Genomic DNA, 22,346 nt, shown 5'->3' with positions numbered 1-22,346 from the left:
GGAGGTCGGCATGGGCGCCCGCACGGTGCTGCAGTCCGCTGACATCACGCGCGCTATGACGCGCATCGCCCACGAGGTCCTCGAGGCGAACCACGGCGGCTCGGACCTCGTCCTGCTCGGCATCCCGACGCGCGGCGCCGTCCTCGCCGAGCGCCTCGCACGGGTGCTCGAGTCGATCGAGACGGGCGCCGGCACGGTCGGCACCCTCGACGTCACCATGCACCGTGACGACCTCGGCCGGGGCATCGGTCGCGCGCCGCACCGGACCGTCATCCCGGCGAGCGGCATCGACGGCAAGGTCGTGGTGCTCGTCGACGACGTGCTCTACAGCGGCCGGACCGTGCGCGCCGCGCTCGACGCGCTGCAGACGATCGGGAGGCCCAGGGCCGTCCGCCTCGCCGTCCTGGTGGACCGGGGGCACCGGGAACTCCCGATCCGGGCCGACCACGTGGGCAAGAACCTGCCGACCGCGGCGGACGAGCGCATCTCGCTCCACCTCGCCGAGACCGACGGTGTCGACGAGGTCGTCATCGAGGGTGCCCGGACCGCACCCGAGGTCACCGTCCGATGAGGCACCTGCTGTCCACCCGGGACCTCCCACGTGCCGAGGCCATCGAGGTGCTCGACGTCGCCGAGGAGATGGCCGACACCGGCACCCGCGAGGTCCGCAAGCTCCCGGCGCTCCGCGGCAAGACCGTCGTGAACCTGTTCTTCGAGGACTCCACCCGGACGCGCATCTCGTTCGAGGCGGCCGCCAAGCGACTGTCCGCCGACGTCATCAACTTCGCGGCGAAGGGATCGAGCGTCTCGAAGGGGGAGTCGCTCAAGGACACCGTGCAGACGCTCGGAGCGATGGGGGTCGACGGCATCGTCATCCGCCACGGAGCGTCGGGCGCCCCGCGCGTGCTCGCCGACAGCGCCTGGGTCGACGCGGCCGTCGTGAACGCCGGGGACGGCACCCACGAGCACCCGACACAGGCCCTCCTCGACGCGTTCACCATGCGCCGTCGGATCCACGGCGCCGACTCGCGGGGCCGGAACCTCGACGGCGTGCGGGTCCTCATCGTCGGCGACGTGCTGCACTCCCGGGTCGCCCGCTCGAACGCGTGGCTGCTCCGCACGCTCGGTGCGCACGTGACCTTCGCGGCACCGCCCACGCTCCTGCCGGTCACGCCACGGCCGTTCGGTGCCGCGGTGCACCACGACCTCGACGCCGCGCTGGCGGAGGCCCCGGACGTCGTCATGATGCTCCGGGTGCAGCAGGAGCGCATGCACGACGCGTTCTTCCCGAACCCCCGCGAGTACACCCGGCACTACGGCCTCACCGCGGGACGCTTCGCGGCGCTGCCGGATCGGACCATCGTCATGCACCCCGGGCCGATGAACCGCGGTCTCGAGATCGCGGGCATCGCGGCCGACGACCCCCGGTCGACCGTCGTCGAGCAGGTCGCGAACGGTGTGTCGGTCCGGATGGCCGTGCTCTACCTCTGCCTCACCGGAGGGGACCGCACGGGTGCCCCGACGACGAGCACCCCGACCGCCGAGGAGGCGACGGCATGACGACCACCCACCTGATCCGCGGCGGCACCCTCGCCGACGGAACCCGAGCCGACGTCCTCCTGCGCGCTGGCCGGATCGCGGAGGTCGGCCCGCGGGTCGACGCAGGGCCGGCGCAGGTCGTGGACGCCGACGGCCTGCTCGTCCTGCCCGGGCTCGTCGACCTGCACACGCACCTCCGCGAGCCGGGCTTCGAGGAGTCCGAGACGGTCCTGACCGGGTCACGCGCGGCGGCCGTCGGTGGGTTCACCGCGGTCAACGCCATGGCGAACTCCTCGCCCGTCGCCGACACCGCCGGCGTGGTGGAGCAGGTGCAGGCGCTCGGCGACGCCGCCGGCTACGTGACCGTCCGCCCGATCGGAGCCGTGTCCCAGGGGCTCCAGGGCGCGCAGCTGTCCGAGATCGGCGCGATGGCGACCTCCCGAGCGCGGGTGCGGGTGTTCTCCGACGACGGCTCGTGCGTCTCGGACCCGCTCCTCATGCGTCGGGCGCTCGAGTACATCACGGGCTTCGGCGGCGTCCTGGCGCAGCACGCCCAGGAACCGCGTCTGACGATCGGCGCGCAGATGAACGAGGGCGCGCTCTCGTCCGAGCTCGGGCTCGCCGGGTGGCCCGCGGTCGCCGAGGAGGCGATCATCGCCCGCGACGTCCTCCTCGCGGACCACGTCGGCGCGCGTCTGCACGTCTGCCACGTGTCGACCGCCGGCAGCGTCGAGGTCATCCGGTGGGCGAAGTCCCGCGGGATCGCCGTGACGGCCGAGGTCACACCGCACCACCTCCTCCTCACCGAGGACCTCATCGCCGGGGGCCCGGACGGCGTCGACGGCTACGACGCCCGGTACAAGGTGAACCCGCCGCTGCGCCGTCGCGAGGACGTCGAGGCGCTGCGATCCGCGCTGGCCGACGGCACGATCGACATCGTGGCCACCGACCACGCTCCGCACACCGACGAGGCGAAGTGCTGCGAGTGGCCGGCCGCGGCGAACGGCATGGTCGGGCTCGAGTCGGCGCTCAGCGTCGTGCACGAGTCCGTGGTCGCCACGGGTGGTCTCGACTGGGCGGACGTGACGCGCGTGTTGTCCTCGGCGCCCGCGCGGATCGGGCAGGTGGCCGGCCAGGGGCAGGCGATCACGGCGGGCGCACCGGCCGAGGTACTGCTCTACGACCCCGCAGCGTCGCGGACGTTCCAGCGGCAGGACCTAGCGGGCCAGTCGACGAACTCCCCGTACCTCGGCATGCGCCTGCCCGGACGGGTGGTGGCGACGTTCCACCACGGCTACGCGACGGTCCTCGACGGCCGTGCGGTCGACGCCGAGCGCGTCGCGGCAGCGGCGCGCGCCGCGACGGCGGTGTCGGCATGACCTGGTCCACCGAGGCCGTGATCCTCCTCGTGATCGTCGCGCTGCTCGTCGTGATGGCGCGGACGTGGCGGCGGCGAGGACGCGGGCAGGACGCGGTCGTGCCTCCCGTCCCGGTGCCCCCGGGACTGCACGCGGCGCTCGGCTCCTGGGACGGCCTGTACGTGGCGACGACCCGCGCCGACCAGCCGCTCGAGCGGATCGTCGGCGGAGGCCTCGGGTTCCGTGGGCGCGCCGCGCTCAGGGTCCACGACGAGGGCGTCGTGCTCTCGATCGCCGGCGAACCCGAGCGGTTCGTGGATCGTCGTGCAGTCCGCGGGGCGGACCGCGCCACCTGGACGATCGACCGCGTCGTCGAGCGCGGCGGACTCGTCCGACTGCGATGGCGGGCGACCGGCGCCGCGGGTGCGACGGACCTCGACAGCTACTTCCGGTTCCCCTCGGGTGATGCGGCTCCGCTCGCGGCCCTGCGGGAACTGACCCAGACGACCAGCCCGGTGACGGGCGAGCGAGGCCCGGACACGGGCGACGGAGGAGAACCGACACGATGACAACACGCGAACGGGCACTGCTCGTCCTCGAGGACGGCACCCGCTACGAGGGCTGGGCCTACGGCGCCCGCGGCCGCACGCTCGGCGAGGTCGTGTTCGCCACCGGCATGACGGGGTACCAGGAGACCCTGACGGACCCGTCGTACGCCGGCCAGATCGTCGTGCAGACGGCACCGCACATCGGCAACACGGGTGTGAACGACGAGGACCCCGAGTCCGGTCGGATCTGGGTGGCGGGCTACGTGGTGCGGGACCCGAGCCGCATCGTGTCGAACCACCGCGCGAACGCGAGCCTCGACGACCACCTCGAGCGTGACGGCATCGTCGGGATCTCCGGCATCGACACGCGCGCGGTCACCCGCCGGATCCGCGACGCCGGGGCCATGAAGGGCGGCGTGTTCAGCGGCGCGGACGCGGACCTCGGACCCGACGAGCAGCTCCGTGCCGTGCGCGAGCAGACCGACATGACGGGCCAGAACCTCTCCGCGGCCGTCTCGACCCGCGAGGAGTACGTGCTCGAGCCGGAGGGCGACCGCATCGGGACCCTCGCGGTGCTCGACCTCGGTGTGAAGACGTCGACTCTGCGGTACCTGGCGGCGCGCGGGTTCGAGGTCCACGTGCTGCCGCAGGACGTCTCGATCGACCGGCTGCGCGAACTCGACCCCGACGCCCTGTTCTACTCGAACGGCCCCGGCGACCCGGCGGCCTCGGACGCGCAGGTCGCGCTCCTCCGTGAGACCCTGCGTGACGGCCGGCCGTTCTTCGGCATCTGCTTCGGCAACCAGCTGCTCGGTCGGGCGCTCGGGTTCGGGACGTACAAGCTCCCGTTCGGGCACCGCGGCATCAACCAGCCCGTCCTCGACACGACGACCGGGCGGGTCGAGATCACGAGCCAGAACCACGGCTTCGCGGTGGACGCACCCGTCGGCGAGGTGCTCGAGTCGCCGATCGGCTTCGGACGGGTCGAGGTGAGCCACTTCAGCCTCAACGACAACGTCGTCGAGGGCCTGCGCGCGCTCGACATCCCCGCGTTCAGCGTGCAGTACCACCCCGAGGCCGCGGCGGGCCCGCACGACAGCATGTACCTGTTCGACCGGTTCCGGGACATGGTGATCGCCCGGCGCGAGGGGCGTCCGCTCGACGCCGCCACGGCCGCCGCCACCACACCCGCCGCCGACCCGACGCACGACCGGCCGAGCGACAGCTCGGCCACCACGACCGGAAGCAGCAACGACTGATGCCCAAGCGCCCCGACATCACATCCGTCCTCGTCATCGGCTCCGGGCCGATCGTCATCGGGCAGGCCGCCGAGTTCGACTACTCCGGCACCCAGGCATGCCGCGTCCTGCGCGCCGAGGGCGTCCGGGTCGTCCTCGTCAACCCCAACCCGGCGACGATCATGACCGACCCGGACTTCGCCGACGCCACGTACATCGAGCCGATCACGAACGACTCGCTCGAGGAGATCATCAAGATCGAGCGCCCGGATGCCGTGCTCCCGACGCTCGGCGGACAGACGGCCCTCAACGCGGCGATCGCGCTCGACGAGGCCGGCATCCTCGAGCGCTACGGCGTCGAGCTCATCGGCGCCAAGGTCGACGCGATCCAGCGCGGTGAGGACCGGCAGCTCTTCAAGCAGCTCGTGCTCGAGTCCGGTGCCGACGTGGCCCGGAGCCACATCGCCCACACCGTCGACGAGGCCAAGGCGTTCGCGCTCGATCTCGGCTACCCGCTCGTCATCCGCCCGTCCTTCACGATGGGTGGTCTCGGTTCCGGGTTCGCCTACACCGAGGACGAGCTCGTCCGCATGGTGGGGGACGGCCTCCACGCGAGCCCCACGACCGAGGTCCTGCTCGAGGAGTCGATCCTCGGCTGGAAGGAGTACGAGCTCGAGCTCATGCGCGACCACGCCGACAACACGGTGGTCGTCTGCTCGATCGAGAACGTCGACCCCGTCGGCGTGCACACCGGCGACTCCATCACCGTCGCACCCGCCCTGACGCTGACCGACCGCGAGTTCCAGAACCTGCGGAACATCGGCATCGACATCATCCGTCGGGTCGGGGTCGACACCGGCGGCTGCAACATCCAGTTCGCGGTCGACCCGGCGACCGGCCGGGTCATCGTGATCGAGATGAACCCGCGGGTGTCCCGCTCGAGCGCGCTCGCGTCGAAGGCGACCGGGTTCCCGATCGCGAAGATCGCGGCGAAGCTCGCCATCGGGTACCGCCTCGACGAGATCCCGAACGACATCACCCAGAAGACGCCGGCGAGCTTCGAGCCGACGCTCGACTACGTCGTGGTCAAGGTGCCGCGGTTCGCGTTCGAGAAGTTCCCCGCGGCCGACGCGACGCTCACGACGACGATGAAGAGCGTCGGCGAGGCCATGGCGATCGGACGCAACTACGCGCAGGCACTGCAGAAGGCGCTGCGCAGCCTCGAGAAGCGCGGATCGAGCTTCCACTGGCCTGCGGAACCGGGCGACAAGGACGTCCTGCTCGCGGCCTCCCGGGTGCCGACCGACGGTCGCATCGTGACGGTGCAGCAGGCGCTCCTCGCGGGTGCCACGGCGGGGGAGGTCTTCGCGGCGACGGGGATCGACCCGTGGTTCGTCGACCAGATCGTGCTCATCAACGAGGTCGCTGCCGAGGTCCGCGGGGCGTCGACGCTCGACGCGGACACGGTCCGGTGGGCCAAGCAGCACGGCTTCAGCGACGCCCAGATCGCGGAGCTCCGCGGGACCGACGAGCAGTCCGTGCGGGCGACCCGCCACGAGCTCGGGATCCGCCCCGTGTTCAAGACGGTCGACACCTGCGCCGGGGAGTTCCCGGCCCTGACGCCGTACCACTACTCGAGCTACGACGCCGAGACCGAGGTCGCGCCGAGCGACCGCAAGAAGGTCGTCATCCTCGGTTCCGGTCCGAACCGGATCGGGCAGGGCGTCGAGTTCGACTACTCGTGCGTGCACGCGTCCTTCGCACTCGCGGCCGCCGGCTTCGAGACGATCATGGTGAACTGCAACCCCGAGACCGTGTCGACCGACTACGACACCTCGGACCGCCTCTACTTCGAGCCGTTGACCGCCGAGGACGTCCTCGAGGTCATCGAGGCCGAGGCGGCGTCGGGCGAGCTGGTCGGCGTCGTCGTGCAGCTCGGCGGGCAGACCGCGCTCGGGCTCGCGAAGCCGCTCGAGGCCGCCGGCATCCCGATCCTCGGCACGAGCCCGCGGTCGATCGACCTGGCCGAGGAGCGGGGGCTGTTCTCCGGCATCCTCGACGAGGCCGGGCTGGTGGCCCCGCGGAACGGCACGGCGCACGACCTCGAGAGCGCGACCGCCGTGGCCGAGGAGATCGGCTACCCCGTGCTCGTCCGTCCGTCGTTCGTCCTCGGTGGTCGCGGCATGGAGATCGTGTACGACAGCCCCTCGCTCGTCGACTACTTCGACCGCGTCGCCGACCAGGCGATCATCGGCCCGGATCTGCCGTTGCTCGTGGACCGGTTCCTGGACGACGCCGTGGAGATCGACGTCGACGCGTTGTTCGACGGCCAGCGGCTCTACATCGGCGGGGTGATGGAGCACATCGAGGAGGCCGGGATCCACTCCGGCGACTCGAGCTGCACCCTGCCGCCGGTGGGCCTCGGTCGTGCCGAGATCGACGCGGTCCGCGCGGCGACCGAGCGGATCGCCCGCGGGGTCGGCGTGGCGGGTCTCCTCAACGTGCAGTTCGCGATCGCGGCCGGTGTGCTCCACGTCATCGAGGCGAACCCCCGTGCGAGCCGGACCGTCCCCTTCGTGTCGAAGGCGCTCGGCATCCCGCTGGCCAAGGCGGCGGCGCGCGTCATGACCGGCAGCTCGATCGACGACCTCGTCGCCGAGGGTCTCCTCCCCGAGCGTGACGGCTCGGTCGTCCCGATGGAGGCCCCGATCGCGGTGAAGGAGGCCGTGCTGCCCTTCCGGCGGTTCCGGACCCGCGACGGCCAGGTCGTGGACAGCGTGCTCAGCCCCGAGATGCGGTCCACCGGCGAGGTCATGGGCATCGACCGCGACTTCCCGCGGGCGTTCCTCAAGAGCCAGATCGCCGCGTACGGCGGTCTGCCCACCTCGGGCACCGTGTTCGTCAGCGTCGCGGACACGGACAAGCGGGCCATCGTCCTGCCCGTGCACCGACTCCAGCAGCTCGGGTTCACGATCATCGCGACCGAGGGCACCGCCGAGATCCTGCGCCGCAACGGGATCGACGTCCGCGTGGTCGGCAAGTACAGCCAGGGTGGCGAGAACGTCGTCGACCTCCTGGCCCGCGACGAGGTCGACATCGTCATCAACACGCCGAGCGGGGCGGCCGGTCGCGCGGACGGGTACGAGATCCGCGCCGCGACCGTGGCGGCGGACAAGCCGCTCTTCACGACCATCGCGCAGCTCGGTGCGGCGGTCGCGGCGATCGAGACGATCGGCACCCCGCACAGCGTGCGCAGCCTCCAGGACTACGCCCTCGAGCGGGCGACCTGGTGACCGACGAGGCGACCGCTCCGTCGGCTCGGACGGGAGGCGCGACACGGTTCGGTGCGCGCCTCCGGTCCGCCATGGGGGAGCGGTCGCCGCTGTGCGTCGGGATCGACCCGCATGCCGCGACGCTCCGCGCCTGGGGACTCCCGCGGAACGAGGCCGGTCTGACCGCGTTCGGCGCGGTGCTCGTCGACGCCGCCGTGGGCCGCGCCGCCGCGGTGAAGCCCCAGGTCGCGTTCTTCGAGGTCGCCGGCGCCGCCGGCTACCGGGCGCTCGAGGCCACGGTCCGGCGCGCACGGGACGCCGGCCTCCTCGTCATCGCGGACGCGAAACGCGGGGACATCGGGTCGACGGGGGACGACTACGCCGCCGCGTGGCTCGACCCCTCCTCGCCGCTCGCGTCCGACGCCCTGACGGTGTCCCCGTACCTCGGGTTCGGCGCCCTCGCCGGGACGCTCGACGTCGCGGCGGCGGCGGGGGCGGGCGTGTTCGTCCTGGCCGCCACGAGCAACCCCGAAGGCCGGGTCCTGCAGACCGCCGTGGTGCAGGAGGGGCCCCGTTCCGGGTCGTCCGTCGCCGCCGGTATCGTTCTGGACGTGGCAGACGAGAACCGACGCAGGGCAGGGGAGCACACGGGCGGGCCGGGGGAGCTCGGCTCGGTCGGACTGGTCATCGGCGCGACGCTCGACCTCGCCGACTTCGGTCTCCGCAGGGACGCCGTGGGGTCGGCACCGGTGCTCGCGCCGGGGTTCGGCGCGCAGGGGGCCCGGATCGAGGACCTCCGGGAGCGCTTCGGCGCCGTCGCCGACCAGGTCCTCGTGAACGAGTCGCGTGGCCTGCTGGCGTCCGGTCCCGACGGGGTCCAGGACGAGGTCGCCGCGCGGGTCGACCGCATCGCGGCGGCGCTCGCGTGAACGTGGACGGCACGGGCAACGAGGACGTCCCCCCGGGCGGGGCGTCCGGCCCTCGCGGGGCCCGGCCGCCCGAGGTCGACCGCGCCGCGGCCGCCCGGGCCGCCGTCGCGGCACGCCGGGCGCGGGCAGCCGTGAAGGCCGACGTGGCCTCCGGTGCCCGGTCCGGGCTCGACGTCGCGCGTGCTGCCTGGGGGAGCGACGCGGCCACCGCGGAGCAGTCGCTCCGCGTCCGCGACCTCCTGACGAGCCTCCCGGGCATCGGTCCGGCGCGTGCCGAGAGCGTCATGGCCACGCTCCGCATCGCGCCGACGAAGCGGCTGGGCGGCCTCGGCACGCGGCAGCGCGGGGAACTCGCGGACTGGCTGGCGTCGCGGTCCGGTCGTCGCCGACGCGCCTCGCGGCTCGTCGTGCTCGCCGGGCCCACCGCGGTCGGCAAGGGCACGGTCTCGGCGTACATCCGGGAACACCACCCGGAGGTGCTCCTCAGCGTCTCCGCGACGACCCGGGCACCGCGCCCGGGCGAGGTCGACGGCGTCCACTACTACTTCGTCGACGACGCCGAGTTCGACCGGATGGTCCGCGAGCGCGAACTCCTGGAGTGGGCGACGGTCCACAACTCCTACCGGTACGGCACGCCCCGACCGCCCATCGACCGCGCGCTCGACCAGGGGCGCAACGTGCTGCTCGAGATCGACCTGCAGGGTGCGCGGCAGGTCCGGGCCGCGATGCCCGAGGCGCTCCTGGTGTTCCTGCTCCCGCCGACGTGGGAGGAACTCGTCCGGCGGCTCATCGGGCGGGGGACCGAGAGCCCCGCGGAGCAGCAACGGCGGCTCGACACGGCGAAGGTGGAGCTCGCCGCCCAGGACGAGTTCGACGTCCGGATCGTGAACTCCGATGTCCGTACCGCTGCGCAGGAGGTCGTAGACTTGTTCTCCGCGCCGTGACCCGGCGCTCGTCAACCTACCGAGGAGCTCCCATGGCCGACCGTTCCCAGGGCATCATCGATCCGCCCATCGACGACCTGCTCGCCAAGGTCGAGTCGAAGTACGCGCTCGTCATCTTCGCGTCGAAGCGTGCGCGGCAGATCAACGACTACTACGCCGACCTGCACGAGGGCAGCCTGTTCGACAACGTCGGCCCGCTCGTCGACTCGACCATCGACGACAAGCCGCTGTCGGTCGCGCTCCACGAGATCAACGAGAACAAGCTGACTGCCACGCCGCAGACGCCCGACGCCTGATCCGTGACGTCCGCACTCCGCCTCTTCACCTCCGAGTCGGTCACCGAGGGGCACCCGGACAAGATCTGTGACCAGATCTCGGACCGCATCCTCGACGCGCTCCTGACCGTCGACCCCCACGCCCGAGTCGCGGTGGAGACCCTCGTGACGACCGGTCTCGTGCACGTCGCGGGCGAGGTCACGACTGCCGGCTACGTCGACATCCCCACGATCGTGCGCGACGTCATCACCGGCATCGGGTACGACTCGTCCGAGGTCAGCTTCGACGGCCACACCTGTGGGGTCGAGGTCTCGATCGGCTCGCAGTCGCCCGACATCGCGCAGGGCGTCGACGACGCGCTCGAGGCCCGGACGGGCGCGACGGATCCGCTCGATCGCCAGGGTGCCGGTGACCAGGGCATCATGTTCGGCTACGCGACGAACGAGACGCCCGAGTACATGCCGGTCGCCATCTGGATCGCACATCGGCTCGCCGAGCGCCTCGCCGCGGTCCGCAAGTCGGGCGAGCTGCCGTACCTCCGACCCGACGGCAAGACGCAGGTCACGATCGGGTACGACGGCGTGACCCCGCGGACCGTCGAGACCGTCGTGCTGTCGACCCAGCACGCGCCGACCGTGTCGCTCGAGCAACTCACCGTCGACATCACGGCCCGGGTGATCCGCCCCGTGCTCGACACGGTCGCGCTGGACTCGAGCGCCGTGGACGTGATCGTGAACCCGACCGGCCGCTTCGAGATCGGCGGTCCCCAGGGCGACGCGGGGCTGACGGGCCGCAAGGTCATCGTGGACACCTACGGCGGCGCCTCGCGGCACGGTGGTGGTGCCTTCAGCGGCAAGGACCCGTCGAAGGTGGACCGTTCGGCCGCGTACGCCCTGCGGTGGGTCGCGAAGAACGCGGTGGCCGCCGGTCTCGCCGACCGGCTCGAGGTCCAGGTCGCCTACGCGATCGGCCGCGCCGCCCCGGTCGGGCTGTACGTCGAGTCCTTCGGGACCGGCCACGTGGACGACGCCGTGATCGTCGACGCCATCCGGGCGGTCTTCGACCTGCGGCCCGCGGCGATCATCCGCGACCTCGACCTGCTCCGCCCCACGTACGCCGCGACGGCGACCTACGGACACTTCGGTCGGGAGCTCCCCGGGTTCACCTGGGAGGCCCTCGACCGTGTCGAGGCGCTGCGGGTCGCCGCCGGGCTCGTGACGGCCGGGGTCTGACGGTCCGTCGTGCCGGAGGACGCGCCAGCGCCCGCTGAAGCGGCGCGGTCCCCGCGCGCGGCCGCGCGGCCGCGCCTGCCCGGCGCCCCAACGGTGCCGACGGTCGAGGCCGCGGCGTCGCCCGTGCCCGCGGGCACGGCGTCGCCCGCGTCCGCGACCCCGCGGATCGCACGCGTCGTCCTCGACTCACCGCTCCCGCAGCTCGACCGGTTGTTCGACTACCGCATCCCGGACGCGATGCGCGAGGCGTGCCTCCCGGGTGTCCGGGTGCGCGTCCCCCTCCGCACGGGTGCCCGGATCGCGGACGCCTTCGTCGTCGAGGTCGCCACCGAGGGCTCGTTCCCCGGCGACCTCAGTCCGCTCGAGGAGGTCGTGTCGCCCGTCCCGGTCCTGGCGCCGGAGGTCTGGCGGCTGGCGCGCGACGTCGCGGACCGCGCGGCGGGGGTGGCGAGCGACGTCCTCCGGTTGGCGGTGCCACCGCGTCAGGTGCGCGCCGAGAAGGCGTTCCTCGCACGGGACACCACCACGGTGCCGCCGGTCGTCACCGCGCCGGTGGTGACGGCGTACCCGGAGGGCCGCGTGGAGGCCCTGCTCGAGGACGGCGGCCGCGCCGCGATGACCGCGATCGCGCATCCGGTGCGGCTGCCGGACGACTCCTGGGTGGACGGGTGGGCGCGCACCTTCGCCGAGGCGGCGGCCCGGGTGCTCGCGTCGGAGCGGACCGCGATCCTCGTGGTGCCGGACTTCCGGGATCTCGCCGAGGTCGAGCGCGCCGTCGCCGCCTTCGTCCCCGCGGAGCGTGTGGTGCGGTTCGACGCGCGGCAGACGAACGGGCAGCGCGCCCGCGCACTCCTGACGGCCCGGTCGGGTCCGGTCGTCGTGGTCGGCAACCGCGCGGCGGTGTACGCACCGGCCGAGCGCCTCGGGTTGCTCGCCGTCTGGGACGACGGCGACCCCTCGTTCGTCGAGCAACGCGCTCCCTACGTGCACACCCGTGACGCCGTGCTGCTCCGGACCGCGCAGTCGGGGGCGGCCCTGCTGCTCGCAGCGCACGCGCGGAGCACCGACGTCCAGCGTCTGGTCGAACTCGGGTGGCTCGACGACGTCCGGCCCGTCCGCGCGGTCGTCCCGCGCGTGGTGCCGACCGCGCAGCAGACGTCCGCGGAGGGCTGGGCCGCGCACGCCCGGATCCCGTCCGCGGCCTGGCGTGCGGCACGCGAGGCCAGCCGTACCGGTCCCGTGCTCGTGCAGGTGGCGAGTCCGGGGTTCGCGACGGGGCTCGTGTGTGCCGACTGCGGCGACCGGGCCCGCTGTCCGCGGTGCGGGGGACCCCTCGGCCGGGCGACGTCGTCCGGCGTGCCGCAGTGTCGCTGGTGCGGGGCCCTGGCGGTCGGGTACCGGTGTCCCACCTGCCAGGGGTCCACGTTCCGTCCGGTCGGCCACGGCGCGCAGCGCACGGCGGACGAGCTGGGACGGGCGTTCCCCGGGACGCGGATCGTCGTCGCCGACGGCGCCCGTCCGGTGGACGAGGTCGACGACCGACCCGCCGTCGTGGTCGCGACCCGCGGCGCCGAACCGTCGACGCCCGGCGGGTACGCGTGCGTCCTCCTGCTCGACGGCGAGCGCATGCTCGCCCGCGAGGGCCTGCGCGTCGCCGAGGACGTCCTCCGGGTCTGGGCGAACGCGGCGGCCCGGACGGCGCGCGGCGGCACGACGTTCCTCGTCGGCGTCGGCGGACGGCTGGCGACGGCGATGGCCACGTGGCGGCTCGAGGTCCCGGCGCACGACGAGCTCGCCGACCGCCGGGTCCTGCACTTCCCGCCCGCCGTCCGCGTGGCGACGCTGACCGGGACGGACGAGGCGGTGGCCGCCGCGGTCGAGGCGCTCGGCGACGCCCTCGTCGGGCCCGTGCTCGGTCCGGTGGCCGTCGACGACTCCGTACCCGGGACGGTCCGGACCATCGTGCGGTTCCCGTACGCGCACGGCACCGAGGTCGCGGCGACGCTCAAGGCCGAGGTGATCCGGCGGTCGTCGACCCGTCGGGTGCTGCCCGGGGGCAACCGTCGCCGCGCCGCACCTACACTCAGGGTGCGGCTCGACGACGTCGAACCGTTCTCCGAGGGCCCCTGAGCCCCCTCCACCGACCACCACCCGGAGTCCATGCGTCTCGTCGTCGCGGGCAGCCCCGCAGCCGCCGTCCCCACTCTCCGTCGCCTCGCCGCGACGGACCACGAGATCGTCGCCGTCCTGACCCGGCCTCCGACGCCGCAGGGCCGCAAGCGCGTGCTCACCCCGACCCCGGTCGCGGTCGCCGCCGAGGAACTCGGGCTCCCCGTGATCACGGCGTCCCGCGTGGACGGCGACGTCACGGAGCGACTCCGCCTCCTCGAACCGGACCTCGGCGTCATCGTCGCGTACGGTGCGTTGCTGCGTCGTGCCGCGCTCGACGTCCCGCGACACGGCTGGCTCAACCTGCACTTCTCGTCGCTCCCGGCCTTCCGGGGCGCTGCGCCCGTCCAGCGCGCCGTCATGGCGGGCGAGCGGTCGACCGCGGCGACCGTGTTCCGCCTCGTCGAGGAGCTCGACGCCGGACCGGTGTACGCCTCCGAGCCGTTCCCGATCGGGCCCGACGCGACGGCCGGCGAGGTCCTCGCCGCCATGGCCGAGACGGGCGCCGAGCTCGTCGCGCGCGTCGTCGACGACGTCGCGGCGGGCCGCGCGGTCGGCGTCGCGCAGGTGGGCGAACCCACCACGGCTCCGAAGACGACCTCCGCCGATGGCCACGTCGCCTTCGACCGTCCGGCTGCGGTCGTGCACGCCCACGTGCGCGGGGTGACGCCGGAACCGGGCGCGTACGCCTACCTCGGTGCCACGCGGGTCAAGCTGCTCCGGACCGCCCGCACGACACCGACGACACGGCCGGCAGGCCTGGTGACGACGACCGAGGAGCTCGCACCCGGTGCGCTCGGGCTGGTCGGCGGCGCGCTCCGTGTGGGCACCGCGACCGAGCCGCTCGAGCTCCTCGAGGTGCAGCCGGCCGGTGGGCGTCCGATGCCCGGCGCGTCGTGGGCCCGCGGTCTCGGGGACCTCACGTCGGCGGTGCTCGCGTGACACCCACGACGCCCGAGGGCAGCGGCTGGGGGAACCGCGGTGCGGGGACGAGCGCCCGGCGCGTGGCGCTCGACGTGCTCCGTGCGGTCCAGGCGGACGACGCGTACGCGAACCTGTTGCTCCCGGTCCGCATCCGACGCGCGGGGCTCTCCGCCCGGGACGCCGGCTTCGCGACGGAGCTGACGTACGGCACCATCCGGATGATCGGCACGTACGACGCGATCATCGAGGCGGCGTCCGGGCGCCAGGTCGCGAACATCGAGGCCGACGTGCTCGACGTCCTCCGCCTCGGCGTCCACCAGCTCGTCGGGATGCGCGTGCCGTCCCACGCGGCCGTGTCGCAGACGGTCGACCTCACCCGGGCGATCGGAGCGCGTCGGGCGAGCGGGTTCGTCAACGCCGTGCTCCGGAAGGTCGGTGGGCGCGGCGCGGACGGCTGGGACGCCGAGATCACCCGCGGCCTGACGGGCGACGACCTGCTCGCGAGGCGCTGGTCACACCCGCGCTGGGTCGTCGGTGCCCTCCGCGACGCCCTCGCCGCCGAGCGCGCCCGCGACGAGCTCGTCGCCCTGCTCGCGGCCGACAACGTGCCGGCCGGTGTGACCCTGGCGGCGCTGCCCGGGCTCGTCGAACCCGGCGACGTGTTGCCGGATGCCGAGGCGGAGCCTCCCGTCTCGCCGGTCGGGGTCCGCGGAGTCGCCGGGGACCCGTCGCGGGTCCCTGCGGTCGCCGACGGCCGAGCGCGGGTGCAGGACGAGGGGTCGCAGCTCGCGGCGCTCGCGTTGACCCGCTCGTCGGCCATCGCTCCGGGGGAGCGTTGGCTCGACCTCTGCGCCGGCCCGGGCGGCAAGGCCGCGCTGCTCGCCGCGGAGGCCCGGGTCGCCGGCGCCACGCTCGTCGCCAACGAGCTCGTCCCGGCGCGTGCGGGACTCGTCCGATCGGCGCTCGAACGCTTCACCGACACCGTGACGGTCACCGAGGGCGACGGCCGCCGGTTCGGACGCCCTGGGGAGGCCGGACCCACTGCCCCCGGCGGCTACGACCGCGTCCTGCTCGACGCGCCGTGCACGGGCCTCGGCGCCCTCCGTCGTCGACCGGAGGCGCGATGGCGGAAGGACCCGGAGGACGTCTCGGAGCTCGCGGTGGTGCAGGCGGAACTGCTGGACGCCGCCGTCGCGTCGCTCGCACCGGGCGGCACGCTCGCGTACGTGACGTGCTCGCCACACCTCGCCGAGACCCGTGGGCAGGTGGACGCGCTCCTCGCCCGGCACGGCGACGTCCTCGAGCAGCTCGACACGGCCTCCGTGGTGCGGAGCATCGCCGCTCGGGACCCGCAGGTCGCCGACGGCGCCACCGTCCAGCTCTGGCCGCACCGCATCGGCACGGACGCGATGTTCATCGCCCTCCTGCGTCGGCGCTGACGGGGCGGGAGCGGCTCCGCCCCGTCGTCGCGCTCCGGGCGCTCCCGGTACGCTCGTCGCGTGACGATCCGCATCGCGCCCAGCATCCTGTCCGCCGACTTCGCCAACCTCGAGCGGGAGCTCGGGCGGATCGCGACGGCGGACATGGTGCACGTGGACGTCATGGACAACCACTTCGTGCCGAACCTGACGATCGGTCTGCCCGTCGTGACGCGGCTGCAGCAGGTCTCGCCCGTCCCGCTCGACGTGCACCTCATGGTCTCCGACGCCGACACCAACGCACCGAAGTACGCCGAGACGGGGGCGGCCAGCGTGACGTTCCACATCGAGGCCGCGACGGATCCCGTGGCCACCGCGGCGGCGATCCGGAGCAACGGCGCTCGCGCGGCCGTGGCGGTCAAGCCCGGGACGGACATCGCGCCCGTGCTCGACCACCTCGACGCGTACGACATGGTGTTGCTCATGACCGTCGAGCCGGGATTCGGCGGTCAGGCGTTCATGCCGCAGGTCATGCCGAAGCTCGCCGCCGCCCGCGCGGCGGTCGCGGCGTCCGGTCTCGACGTGTGGCTCGAGGTCGACGGCGGCATCGCGCTGGACACGGTCGAGGAGGCCGTGTCGAACGGCGCCGACACCCTCGTCGCCGGCTCGGCCGTCTACGGCGGGGACCCGGCTGAGCGGATCGCGGGCCTGCGGGCGGCTGCGAGCCGGGTAGCCTGATCGCCGTGAAGACGTTCGATGACCTGTTCGCCGAGCTGTCCGAGAAGGCACGGACGCGTCCCGCGGGGTCGGGGACGGTCGCCGAGCTCGACGCCGGCGTCCACCAGATCGGCAAGAAGATCGTCGAGGAGGCCGCCGAGGTGTGGATGGCCGCCGAGTACGAGGGCGACGTGCGGACCGCCGAGGAGATCTCCCAGCTCCTGTACCACCTGCAGGTCCTGCTCGTCGCGAAGGGCCTGACCCCCGAGGACGTCTACGAGCATCTGTGAGCCGCGCCGGTGACCCACCGGCGGCCTCCCCGATCACCCGAGCCGCTCCTCCAGAAAGCGAGACCCGATGCTCCGCGTCGCCGTGCCCAACAAGGGATCCCTGTCCGAGACCGCGACCGACATGCTGCGCGAGGCGGGCTACGCCGGCCGGCGTGACCCGAAGGCGCTCCACCTCGTCGACGAGCGCAACGGGGTCGAGTTCTTCTTCCTCCGCCCACGTGACATCGCGACCTACGTCGGCTCCGGCGCGCTCGACGTCGGGATCACGGGACGCGATCTGCTGCTCGACAGCGGTTCGACGGCCTCGGAGATCGAGGAGCTCGACTTCGCGGATTCCACGTTCCGGTTCGCCGGGCCGCCCGGACGCTTCACGGAGTTGACGGACCTCGAGGGCGTGCGTCTGGCGACGAGCTACCCGGGGCTCGTCGGCGACTTCCTCGCTCGGCACGGGGTGACCGCGGTCCTCGTGAAGCTGGACGGCGCGGTCGAGAGCGCCGTGCGGCTCGGTGTCGCCGACGCGGTGGCCGACGTCGTCTCGACGGGGAGCACGCTGCGCGCCGCGGGACTCGAGATCTTCGGGCCGGTGATCCTCAAGTCCACCGCCGTGCTCGTGACGACGGACGAGTCGATCGAGGGCATCTCCGTGCTGCGACGACGGCTCCACGGTGTGCTGGTGGCCCGGAGCTACGTGATGCTCGACTACGACATCCCGTCCGTGCTCCTGCCCCAGGCCACGGCGATCGCGACCGGGATCGAGTCACCGACCGTGTCGCCCCTGCACGACCCCGAGTGGTCCGCGGTGCGCGTCATGATCCCGCGGGCCGACACGAACCCGATCATGGACGCCCTCTACGAACTCGGTGCGCGCGCGATCCTCGTCAGCGCGATCCACGCCGCGCGACTGTGAGCGGGAGCACGGGCATGTCGGTCGCGGTCCGGGTGATCCCGTGCCTCGACGTCTCGGCGGGCCGGGTCGTCAAGGGCGTCAACTTCCTCGACCTGCAGGACGCCGGCGACCCGGTCGAGCTGGCGGCGCGGTACTACGAGCAGGGCGCGGACGAGCTCACGTTCCTCGACGTGTCGGCGACCGTCGAGGGCCGCGCGACCATGTACGAGACCGTCACCCGGACGGCCGAGCAGGTGTTCATCCCGCTGACCGTGGGTGGTGGCGTCCGCAGCGTCGACGACGTCGCCCGTCTCCAGCAGTGCGGCGCGGACAAGATCGGCGTCAACAGCGCGGCGATCGCCCGACCGGCACTCGTCGGCGAGATCGCGGACCGCTTCGGAGCGCAGGCCGTCGTGCTGTCGCTCGACGTCAAGCGCGCCGATCGCATGCCCTCGGGGTTCGTCGTGACCACGCACGGCGGTCGGCGCGAGACCGACATCGACGCCCTCGCCTGGGCGCGGGAGGCCGTGGAGCGTGGCGCGGGCGAGCTGCTCGTCAACTCGATCGACGCCGACGGCACGAAGGCGGGCTTCGACCTCGAGCTCGTCGCCGCCATGCGCGCCGTCGCCTCGGTGCCGGTGATCGCGTCGGGAGGCGCGGGCGCGCTCGAGCACTTCGCGCCCGCGATCGACGCCGGGGCCGACGCGGTCCTCGCGGCCAGCGTGTTCCACCGAGCCGAGATGACCATCGGCGACGTCAAGGACGCCCTGCGCGCGGCCGGACACGCCGTACGCTGATGGACGACATGGCCGACAGCACCAGCACCGCAGTACCGTCCCCCTCGTCCACCGAGGCGGTCCTCGACCGCGCCCGCTTCGCGGCCGACGGCCTCCTGCCCGCCGTCATCCAGGAAGCCGCCACCAAGGACGTCCTCATGCTCGGGTACATGGACCGGGAGGCCCTCCGCCGGACCCTGACGGAGGGTCGCGTCACCTTCTGGTCGCGGTCCCGGCAGGAGTACTGGCGCAAGGGCGACACCTCGGGGCACGCGCAGTTCGTCCGAGCGGCGGCGTTCGACTGCGACGCCGACACGATCCTCGTCACCGTCGACCAGATCGGCGCCGCGTGCCACACCGGTGCGCACCGGTGCTTCGACGTCGACCCGCTCGCACCGGTCGTGGGCAGCGCCGAGGGCACGGCCGGCACCGCCGTGGCCCGCACCGCCGCAGCCGGTGGCGACGCGGCCGACGTCGACGCGAGGGAGGCGACCGGTGCCTGAGGCGACCATCCCGGGCACCGAGGCGGCACCCGTGGACCACCCGCACACGACCGCGCGCGCGGAGTTCGACGCCATGCTCGACGGCCACCGCGTCGTCCCGGTCGTACGAGCGCTCTTCGCGGACAGCGAGACGCCCGTGGGCGTCTACCGGAAACTGGCAGCGGGGCGTCCGGGGAGCTTCCTGCTCGAGTCCGCGGGCCAGGGCGGACTCTGGTCGCGCTGGTCGTTCGTCGGGGTCCGCAGCTTCGGCGTCCTGACGCAGGACGGTACCGAGGCGCGGTGGATCGACACGGGCATCGACGCGGAGCGCGCGGTCGGATCGCTCGAGGGCGCGCCGCTCGACGTGCTCGCACGACTGCACGAGCGGTGGGCGACCCCGCGGCTCGCGGGCATGCCGCCGCTCGTCGGGGGCACCGTCGGGTTCATCGGATGGGAGGCCGTCCGTCAGCTCGAGCACCTCCCGGACGCGCCACCGGCCGAGTTCACGGTGCCGGGCCAAGCGATGGCGTTCGTCTCCGAGCTCGCGGCGATCGACCACCGGACCGGACTCGTGCTCCTCGTGGCGAGCGCCCTCAACGACGGCGCGGACGACCCCGACGCCATGTGGGCGGATGCGCAGGCGCGGCTCGACCGTCTCCAGCGCGACCTCGTGCAGCCGTCGACGGCCACGGTGGCCGAGGCCTTCGACGTGGCGGCGCCGTCCCCGTCCGCTCGCTCGACCCCCGAGGAGTACGCGGCGGCGATCGAGCGTTCGAAGCGCTTCATCCGGGACGGCGACGTGTTCCAGGTCGTCATCTCGCAGCGGTTCGACCAGCCCGTCACGGCCGACCCGCTCGACGTCTACCGCGTGCTCCGGACGCTCAACCCGAGCCCGTACATGTACTTCCTCAGTCTCGCGGACACGAGCGACGAGCCGTACTGGATCGTCGGTGCCTCGCCGGAGGCCCTGGTGCGGGTCGAGGACGGTCGCGCCATGACCCACCCCATCGCCGGCTCCCGGCCTCGCGGTCGCACCACCGAGGAGGACGTGCGTCTCGCCGACGAACTGCTCCTCGACCCGAAGGAACGGGCCGAGCACCTCATGCTCGTCGACCTCGCGCGGAACGACCTCCAGAAGGTGTGTCTGCCCGGCACCGTCGCCGTCACCGAGTTCATGCAGGTCGAGCGGTTCAGCCACATCATGCACCTCGTGTCGAGTGTCGAGGGGACGATCCGCCCCGGGGCGAGCGCGATCGACGTGTTCCGCGCGACGTTCCCGGCAGGCACGTTGTCGGGTGCGCCGAAGCCGCGTGCGCTCGCGATCATCGACGAGCTCGAACCCGCCCAGCGGGGCGTGTACGGCGGCGTCGTCGGCTACTTCGACTTCGCGGGCTCGGCGGACGTGGCGATCGCCATCCGCACGGCGCTGATCCAGGGCGGGGTCGCCCGCGTGCAGGCGGGTGCGGGGCTCGTCGCCGACTCCGACCCGGCCACGGAGCACGTGGAGGCCCAGAACAAGGCCGCGGCGCCGCTGCGCGCCGTCGCGACCGCCAACGCCATGCGGGCGGTCCGGTCGTGAGGCGCTCACGCCCGCTCGTCGTCCTCGCCGGTCTCGCGGTCGCGGGCATCGTGCTCCTGTCCTGGACGCAGACCTGGTTCACGGCGCACCTCGACGCCACGAGCGCGACGGCGAGCACGGTGACGGCGGACGGCTCCGTCGTGCCCTACTCAGCCCTCGCGATCGCCATGTTGGCCCTGTCGATCGCCCTGACCATCGCGGGGCGCGTGCTCCGCGTCGTGCTCGCGGTCGTCGAGGTGCTGCTCGGGATCGCGGTCGTCGTGACGGGGATCGGCCGTCTGAGCGATCCCGTGGTCGCCGCGCAGTCCGCGATCAGTGGTGTCACCGGCGTGCAGGACGTCCCCGCGATCCGCTCGATCGTACGGAGCATCGACGTCACCCCGTGGCCGTACGTCGGCATCGCGGGTGGCGTGCTCGCCGTGGCGCTCGGCCTGCTCGTGCTCGTCGTCCAGCGGTCCTGGCCCGGCCCGAGTCGCCGGTACGGGGGCACTGGACGGGTGCCGGCGGCCGACGCGCCGCGGGATGCCATCGTCGACTGGGACGACCTCAGCGCGGGCGTCGACCCCACGGCTGCCGGGACCTCCACCGCCGGGGTCGACGGGGTGGCCGCCGCTGACGGGACGGCGGAGGACCGCACGGTAGGATCGGGGGAGCGTCGCACCGAGGACGACGCACCGGACCACGAGGAGCACCGTGAGCAACACTGAGCCCGCAGAACTCGGCGAGGGACACTCGCCCGCCGCCTGGACGGCCGTGATCATCATGCTGGTCGCCTTCGCCATCGGCGTCATCTGCTTCTGGTTCAGCATCGCGTGGGCGGTCTGGGCGTCCGCCGGACTCCTCGTCGTCGGGCTGATCCTCGGCGGCGTGCTCGCGAAGCTCGGGTACGGCGTCAACGGCCCGAAGTACGTCACGCGCACCCACGAGTGACCCGATGACGGCCGAGCCGACCACGGATCTGCTCGCGGGGCTCGTGGCGGGAGCGCTGGAGGACGCTGCGGCGCGACGGCTCGACCGTCCCGCGGCGGACGTCGAGCGCGACCTCGACCGCGTGTCGTCGCCGCGCGACGCGCTCGCGTTCCTCGCTCCCGGCGACCGCGTGCACGTCATCGCGGAGGTCAAGCGGGCCAGCCCCTCGCGTGGGCCGCTCGCCGAGATCGCCGATCCAGCCGAGCTGGCGAGCCGGTACGAGGCCGGCGGCGCCAGCGCGATCAGCGTCCTGACCGAGGGGCGCCGGTTCCGGGGGAGCCTCGCCGACCTCGAGGCCGTCCGGGCCCGGGTGGCCGTCCCGGTGCTGCGCAAGGACTTCATCGCCGATCCCTACCAGGTGCTCGAGGCGCGGGCGTCGGGCGCCGACATCGTGTTGCTCATCGTCGCCGCGCTGGACCAGCCCCGGCTCGTCGAACTCCACACGCTCGTCGAGCAGCTCGGGATGCGGGCACTGGTCGAGGCCCACTCAGCGGACGAGGTCAGCCGCGGGCTCGACGCCGGGGCGCGCATCCTCGGTGTCAACGCCCGCGACCTGACCGACTTCTCGCTCGACCGCGACCTCTTCGGGCGCCTCGTCGGTGCGGTGCCGGATGGTGTGGTCCGCGTGGCCGAGTCCGCCGTGTCGTCGCCCGCCGACGTCGCCCACTACCGCGCCGCGGGCGCCGATGCCGTGCTCGTCGGCGAGGCCCTCGTGACCGGTGACGACCCGGCGGCGACGCTCGCTGCGTTCCGCGTCGTCTAGAACCCATCCGCCGGGCCCGCCCGGACCCTCCTCACCG

21 protein-coding genes and 1 pseudogene are annotated in these 22,346 nt (G+C 73.3%); all 22 read left to right on the top strand.

What is annotated here, in order from left to right; all coding sequences use genetic code 11:
• The first annotated feature begins 10 nt into the window (after positions 1-10).
• The 22 genes and pseudogenes from pyrR to trpC all read left to right on the top strand — a co-directional run bounded on the left by pyrR (position 11) and on the right by trpC (position 22,309).
• Positions 11-571 carry a bifunctional pyr operon transcriptional regulator/uracil phosphoribosyltransferase PyrR gene (gene pyrR, locus DEI88_RS08965; protein WP_181434791.1) on the top strand — a complete coding sequence of 187 codons (561 nt, stop codon included), beginning with the start codon at positions 11-13 and terminating at the stop codon, positions 569-571.
• Complete coding sequence (locus DEI88_RS08960; protein WP_111071517.1) at positions 568-1,560, top strand: aspartate carbamoyltransferase catalytic subunit; 993 nt, start codon at positions 568-570, stop codon at positions 1,558-1,560. Before pyrR ends, DEI88_RS08960 begins: the two co-directional genes overlap by 4 nt.
• Entirely contained in the window at positions 1,557-2,918 is a 1,362-nt protein-coding gene (locus DEI88_RS08955; protein ID WP_111071518.1) for a dihydroorotase, read from the top strand. Before DEI88_RS08960 ends, DEI88_RS08955 begins: the two co-directional genes overlap by 4 nt.
• The gene (locus DEI88_RS08950; protein WP_111071519.1) at positions 2,915-3,466 is read left to right on the top strand and encodes a PH-like domain-containing protein; all 552 of its coding nucleotides are present in this window, start codon (positions 2,915-2,917) and stop codon (positions 3,464-3,466) included. The genes DEI88_RS08955 and DEI88_RS08950 overlap by 4 nt, the downstream gene beginning before the upstream one ends.
• On the top strand, positions 3,463-4,704 hold the full coding sequence (carA, locus tag DEI88_RS08945; protein WP_111071520.1) for a glutamine-hydrolyzing carbamoyl-phosphate synthase small subunit: 1,242 nt from the start codon (positions 3,463-3,465) through the stop codon (positions 4,702-4,704). Before DEI88_RS08950 ends, carA begins: the two co-directional genes overlap by 4 nt.
• Positions 4,704-7,976, top strand: a complete 3,273-nt coding sequence (gene carB / locus DEI88_RS08940) for a carbamoyl-phosphate synthase large subunit (RefSeq protein ID WP_111013255.1) — start codon at positions 4,704-4,706, stop codon at positions 7,974-7,976. The genes carA and carB overlap by 1 nt, the downstream gene beginning before the upstream one ends.
• Complete coding sequence (gene pyrF / locus DEI88_RS08935) at positions 7,973-8,884, top strand: orotidine-5'-phosphate decarboxylase (RefSeq protein ID WP_258371953.1); 912 nt, start codon at positions 7,973-7,975, stop codon at positions 8,882-8,884. The genes carB and pyrF overlap by 4 nt, the downstream gene beginning before the upstream one ends.
• A gap of 2 nt (positions 8,885-8,886) precedes the next feature.
• Positions 8,887-9,828: a guanylate kinase gene (gene gmk, locus DEI88_RS08930; RefSeq protein WP_111071584.1), complete on the top strand. Its 942-nt coding sequence runs from the start codon at positions 8,887-8,889 to the stop codon at positions 9,826-9,828.
• A gap of 32 nt (positions 9,829-9,860) precedes the next feature.
• Entirely contained in the window at positions 9,861-10,124 is a 264-nt protein-coding gene (gene rpoZ / locus DEI88_RS08925) for a DNA-directed RNA polymerase subunit omega (protein WP_111009151.1), read from the top strand.
• 3 nt (positions 10,125-10,127) lie between these two features.
• A complete protein-coding gene (gene metK / locus DEI88_RS08920; protein ID WP_111009150.1) occupies positions 10,128-11,336 on the top strand; it encodes a methionine adenosyltransferase in 1,209 nt (402 codons plus the stop codon).
• Between the two features lie 93 nt (positions 11,337-11,429).
• A complete protein-coding gene (locus DEI88_RS08915) occupies positions 11,430-13,466 on the top strand; it encodes a primosomal protein N' family DNA-binding protein (protein WP_258374952.1) in 2,037 nt (678 codons plus the stop codon).
• Positions 13,467-13,496: 30 nt separating this feature from the next.
• Positions 13,497-14,447: a methionyl-tRNA formyltransferase gene (locus DEI88_RS08910; protein ID WP_111071522.1), complete on the top strand. Its 951-nt coding sequence runs from the start codon at positions 13,497-13,499 to the stop codon at positions 14,445-14,447.
• A complete protein-coding gene (locus tag DEI88_RS08905; protein ID WP_258374953.1) occupies positions 14,444-15,868 on the top strand; it encodes an RsmB/NOP family class I SAM-dependent RNA methyltransferase in 1,425 nt (474 codons plus the stop codon). The genes DEI88_RS08910 and DEI88_RS08905 overlap by 4 nt, the downstream gene beginning before the upstream one ends.
• A gap of 60 nt (positions 15,869-15,928) precedes the next feature.
• On the top strand, positions 15,929-16,585 hold the full coding sequence (gene rpe / locus DEI88_RS08900) for a ribulose-phosphate 3-epimerase (protein WP_111071524.1): 657 nt from the start codon (positions 15,929-15,931) through the stop codon (positions 16,583-16,585).
• Between the two features lie 5 nt (positions 16,586-16,590).
• Entirely contained in the window at positions 16,591-16,854 is a 264-nt protein-coding gene (locus DEI88_RS08895; protein ID WP_111013262.1) for a phosphoribosyl-ATP diphosphatase, read from the top strand.
• A 67-nt stretch (positions 16,855-16,921) separates the two neighbouring features.
• On the top strand, positions 16,922-17,761 hold the full coding sequence (hisG, locus tag DEI88_RS08890) for an ATP phosphoribosyltransferase (protein ID WP_111071525.1): 840 nt from the start codon (positions 16,922-16,924) through the stop codon (positions 17,759-17,761).
• Positions 17,762-17,775: 14 nt separating this feature from the next.
• Entirely contained in the window at positions 17,776-18,537 is a 762-nt protein-coding gene (gene hisF / locus DEI88_RS08885) for an imidazole glycerol phosphate synthase subunit HisF (protein ID WP_111009143.1), read from the top strand.
• An 8-nt stretch (positions 18,538-18,545) separates the two neighbouring features.
• Positions 18,546-18,929, top strand: a pseudogene (hisI, locus tag DEI88_RS08880) (phosphoribosyl-AMP cyclohydrolase); the annotation flags it as partial.
• A gap of 163 nt (positions 18,930-19,092) precedes the next feature.
• On the top strand, positions 19,093-20,577 hold the full coding sequence (locus tag DEI88_RS08875; protein WP_111035958.1) for an anthranilate synthase component I: 1,485 nt from the start codon (positions 19,093-19,095) through the stop codon (positions 20,575-20,577).
• Positions 20,574-21,284, top strand: a complete 711-nt coding sequence (locus tag DEI88_RS08870; RefSeq protein ID WP_111035901.1) for a Trp biosynthesis-associated membrane protein — start codon at positions 20,574-20,576, stop codon at positions 21,282-21,284. The genes DEI88_RS08875 and DEI88_RS08870 overlap by 4 nt, the downstream gene beginning before the upstream one ends.
• Positions 21,271-21,507, top strand: a complete 237-nt coding sequence (locus tag DEI88_RS08865; protein WP_111009141.1) for a DUF6704 family protein — start codon at positions 21,271-21,273, stop codon at positions 21,505-21,507. The genes DEI88_RS08870 and DEI88_RS08865 overlap by 14 nt, the downstream gene beginning before the upstream one ends.
• 28 nt (positions 21,508-21,535) lie before the next feature.
• Positions 21,536-22,309: an indole-3-glycerol phosphate synthase TrpC gene (gene trpC / locus DEI88_RS08860; protein WP_111009354.1), complete on the top strand. Its 774-nt coding sequence runs from the start codon at positions 21,536-21,538 to the stop codon at positions 22,307-22,309.
• Positions 22,310-22,346 lie beyond the last annotated feature (37 nt).

The sequence above is a fragment of the Curtobacterium sp. MCBD17_003 genome (assembly GCF_003234885.2).
Taxonomy (GTDB): domain Bacteria; phylum Actinomycetota; class Actinomycetes; order Actinomycetales; family Microbacteriaceae; genus Curtobacterium.
Note: the sequence above shows the minus strand (reverse complement) of the source record. Positions and strands in the feature narration are given on the sequence as shown.

Bases quoted from the DNA above. Each gene is read 5' to 3' on its own strand.
- pyrR (WP_181434791.1), top strand. From the start codon at position 11: ATGGGCGCCCGCACGGTGCTGCAGTCCGCTGACATCACGCGCGCTATG.
- DEI88_RS08960 (WP_111071517.1), top strand. From the start codon at position 568: ATGAGGCACCTGCTGTCCACCCGGGACCTCCCACGTGCCGAGGCCATC.
- DEI88_RS08955 (WP_111071518.1), top strand. From the start codon at position 1,557: ATGACGACCACCCACCTGATCCGCGGCGGCACCCTCGCCGACGGAACC.
- DEI88_RS08950 (WP_111071519.1), top strand. From the start codon at position 2,915: ATGACCTGGTCCACCGAGGCCGTGATCCTCCTCGTGATCGTCGCGCTG.
- carA (WP_111071520.1), top strand. From the start codon at position 3,463: ATGACAACACGCGAACGGGCACTGCTCGTCCTCGAGGACGGCACCCGC.
- carB (WP_111013255.1), top strand. From the start codon at position 4,704: ATGCCCAAGCGCCCCGACATCACATCCGTCCTCGTCATCGGCTCCGGG.
- rpoZ (WP_111009151.1), top strand. From the start codon at position 9,861: ATGGCCGACCGTTCCCAGGGCATCATCGATCCGCCCATCGACGACCTG.
- DEI88_RS08910 (WP_111071522.1), top strand. From the start codon at position 13,497: ATGCGTCTCGTCGTCGCGGGCAGCCCCGCAGCCGCCGTCCCCACTCTC.
- hisG (WP_111071525.1), top strand. From the start codon at position 16,922: ATGCTCCGCGTCGCCGTGCCCAACAAGGGATCCCTGTCCGAGACCGCG.
- hisF (WP_111009143.1), top strand. From the start codon at position 17,776: ATGTCGGTCGCGGTCCGGGTGATCCCGTGCCTCGACGTCTCGGCGGGC.
- DEI88_RS08875 (WP_111035958.1), top strand. From the start codon at position 19,093: ATGCTCGACGGCCACCGCGTCGTCCCGGTCGTACGAGCGCTCTTCGCG.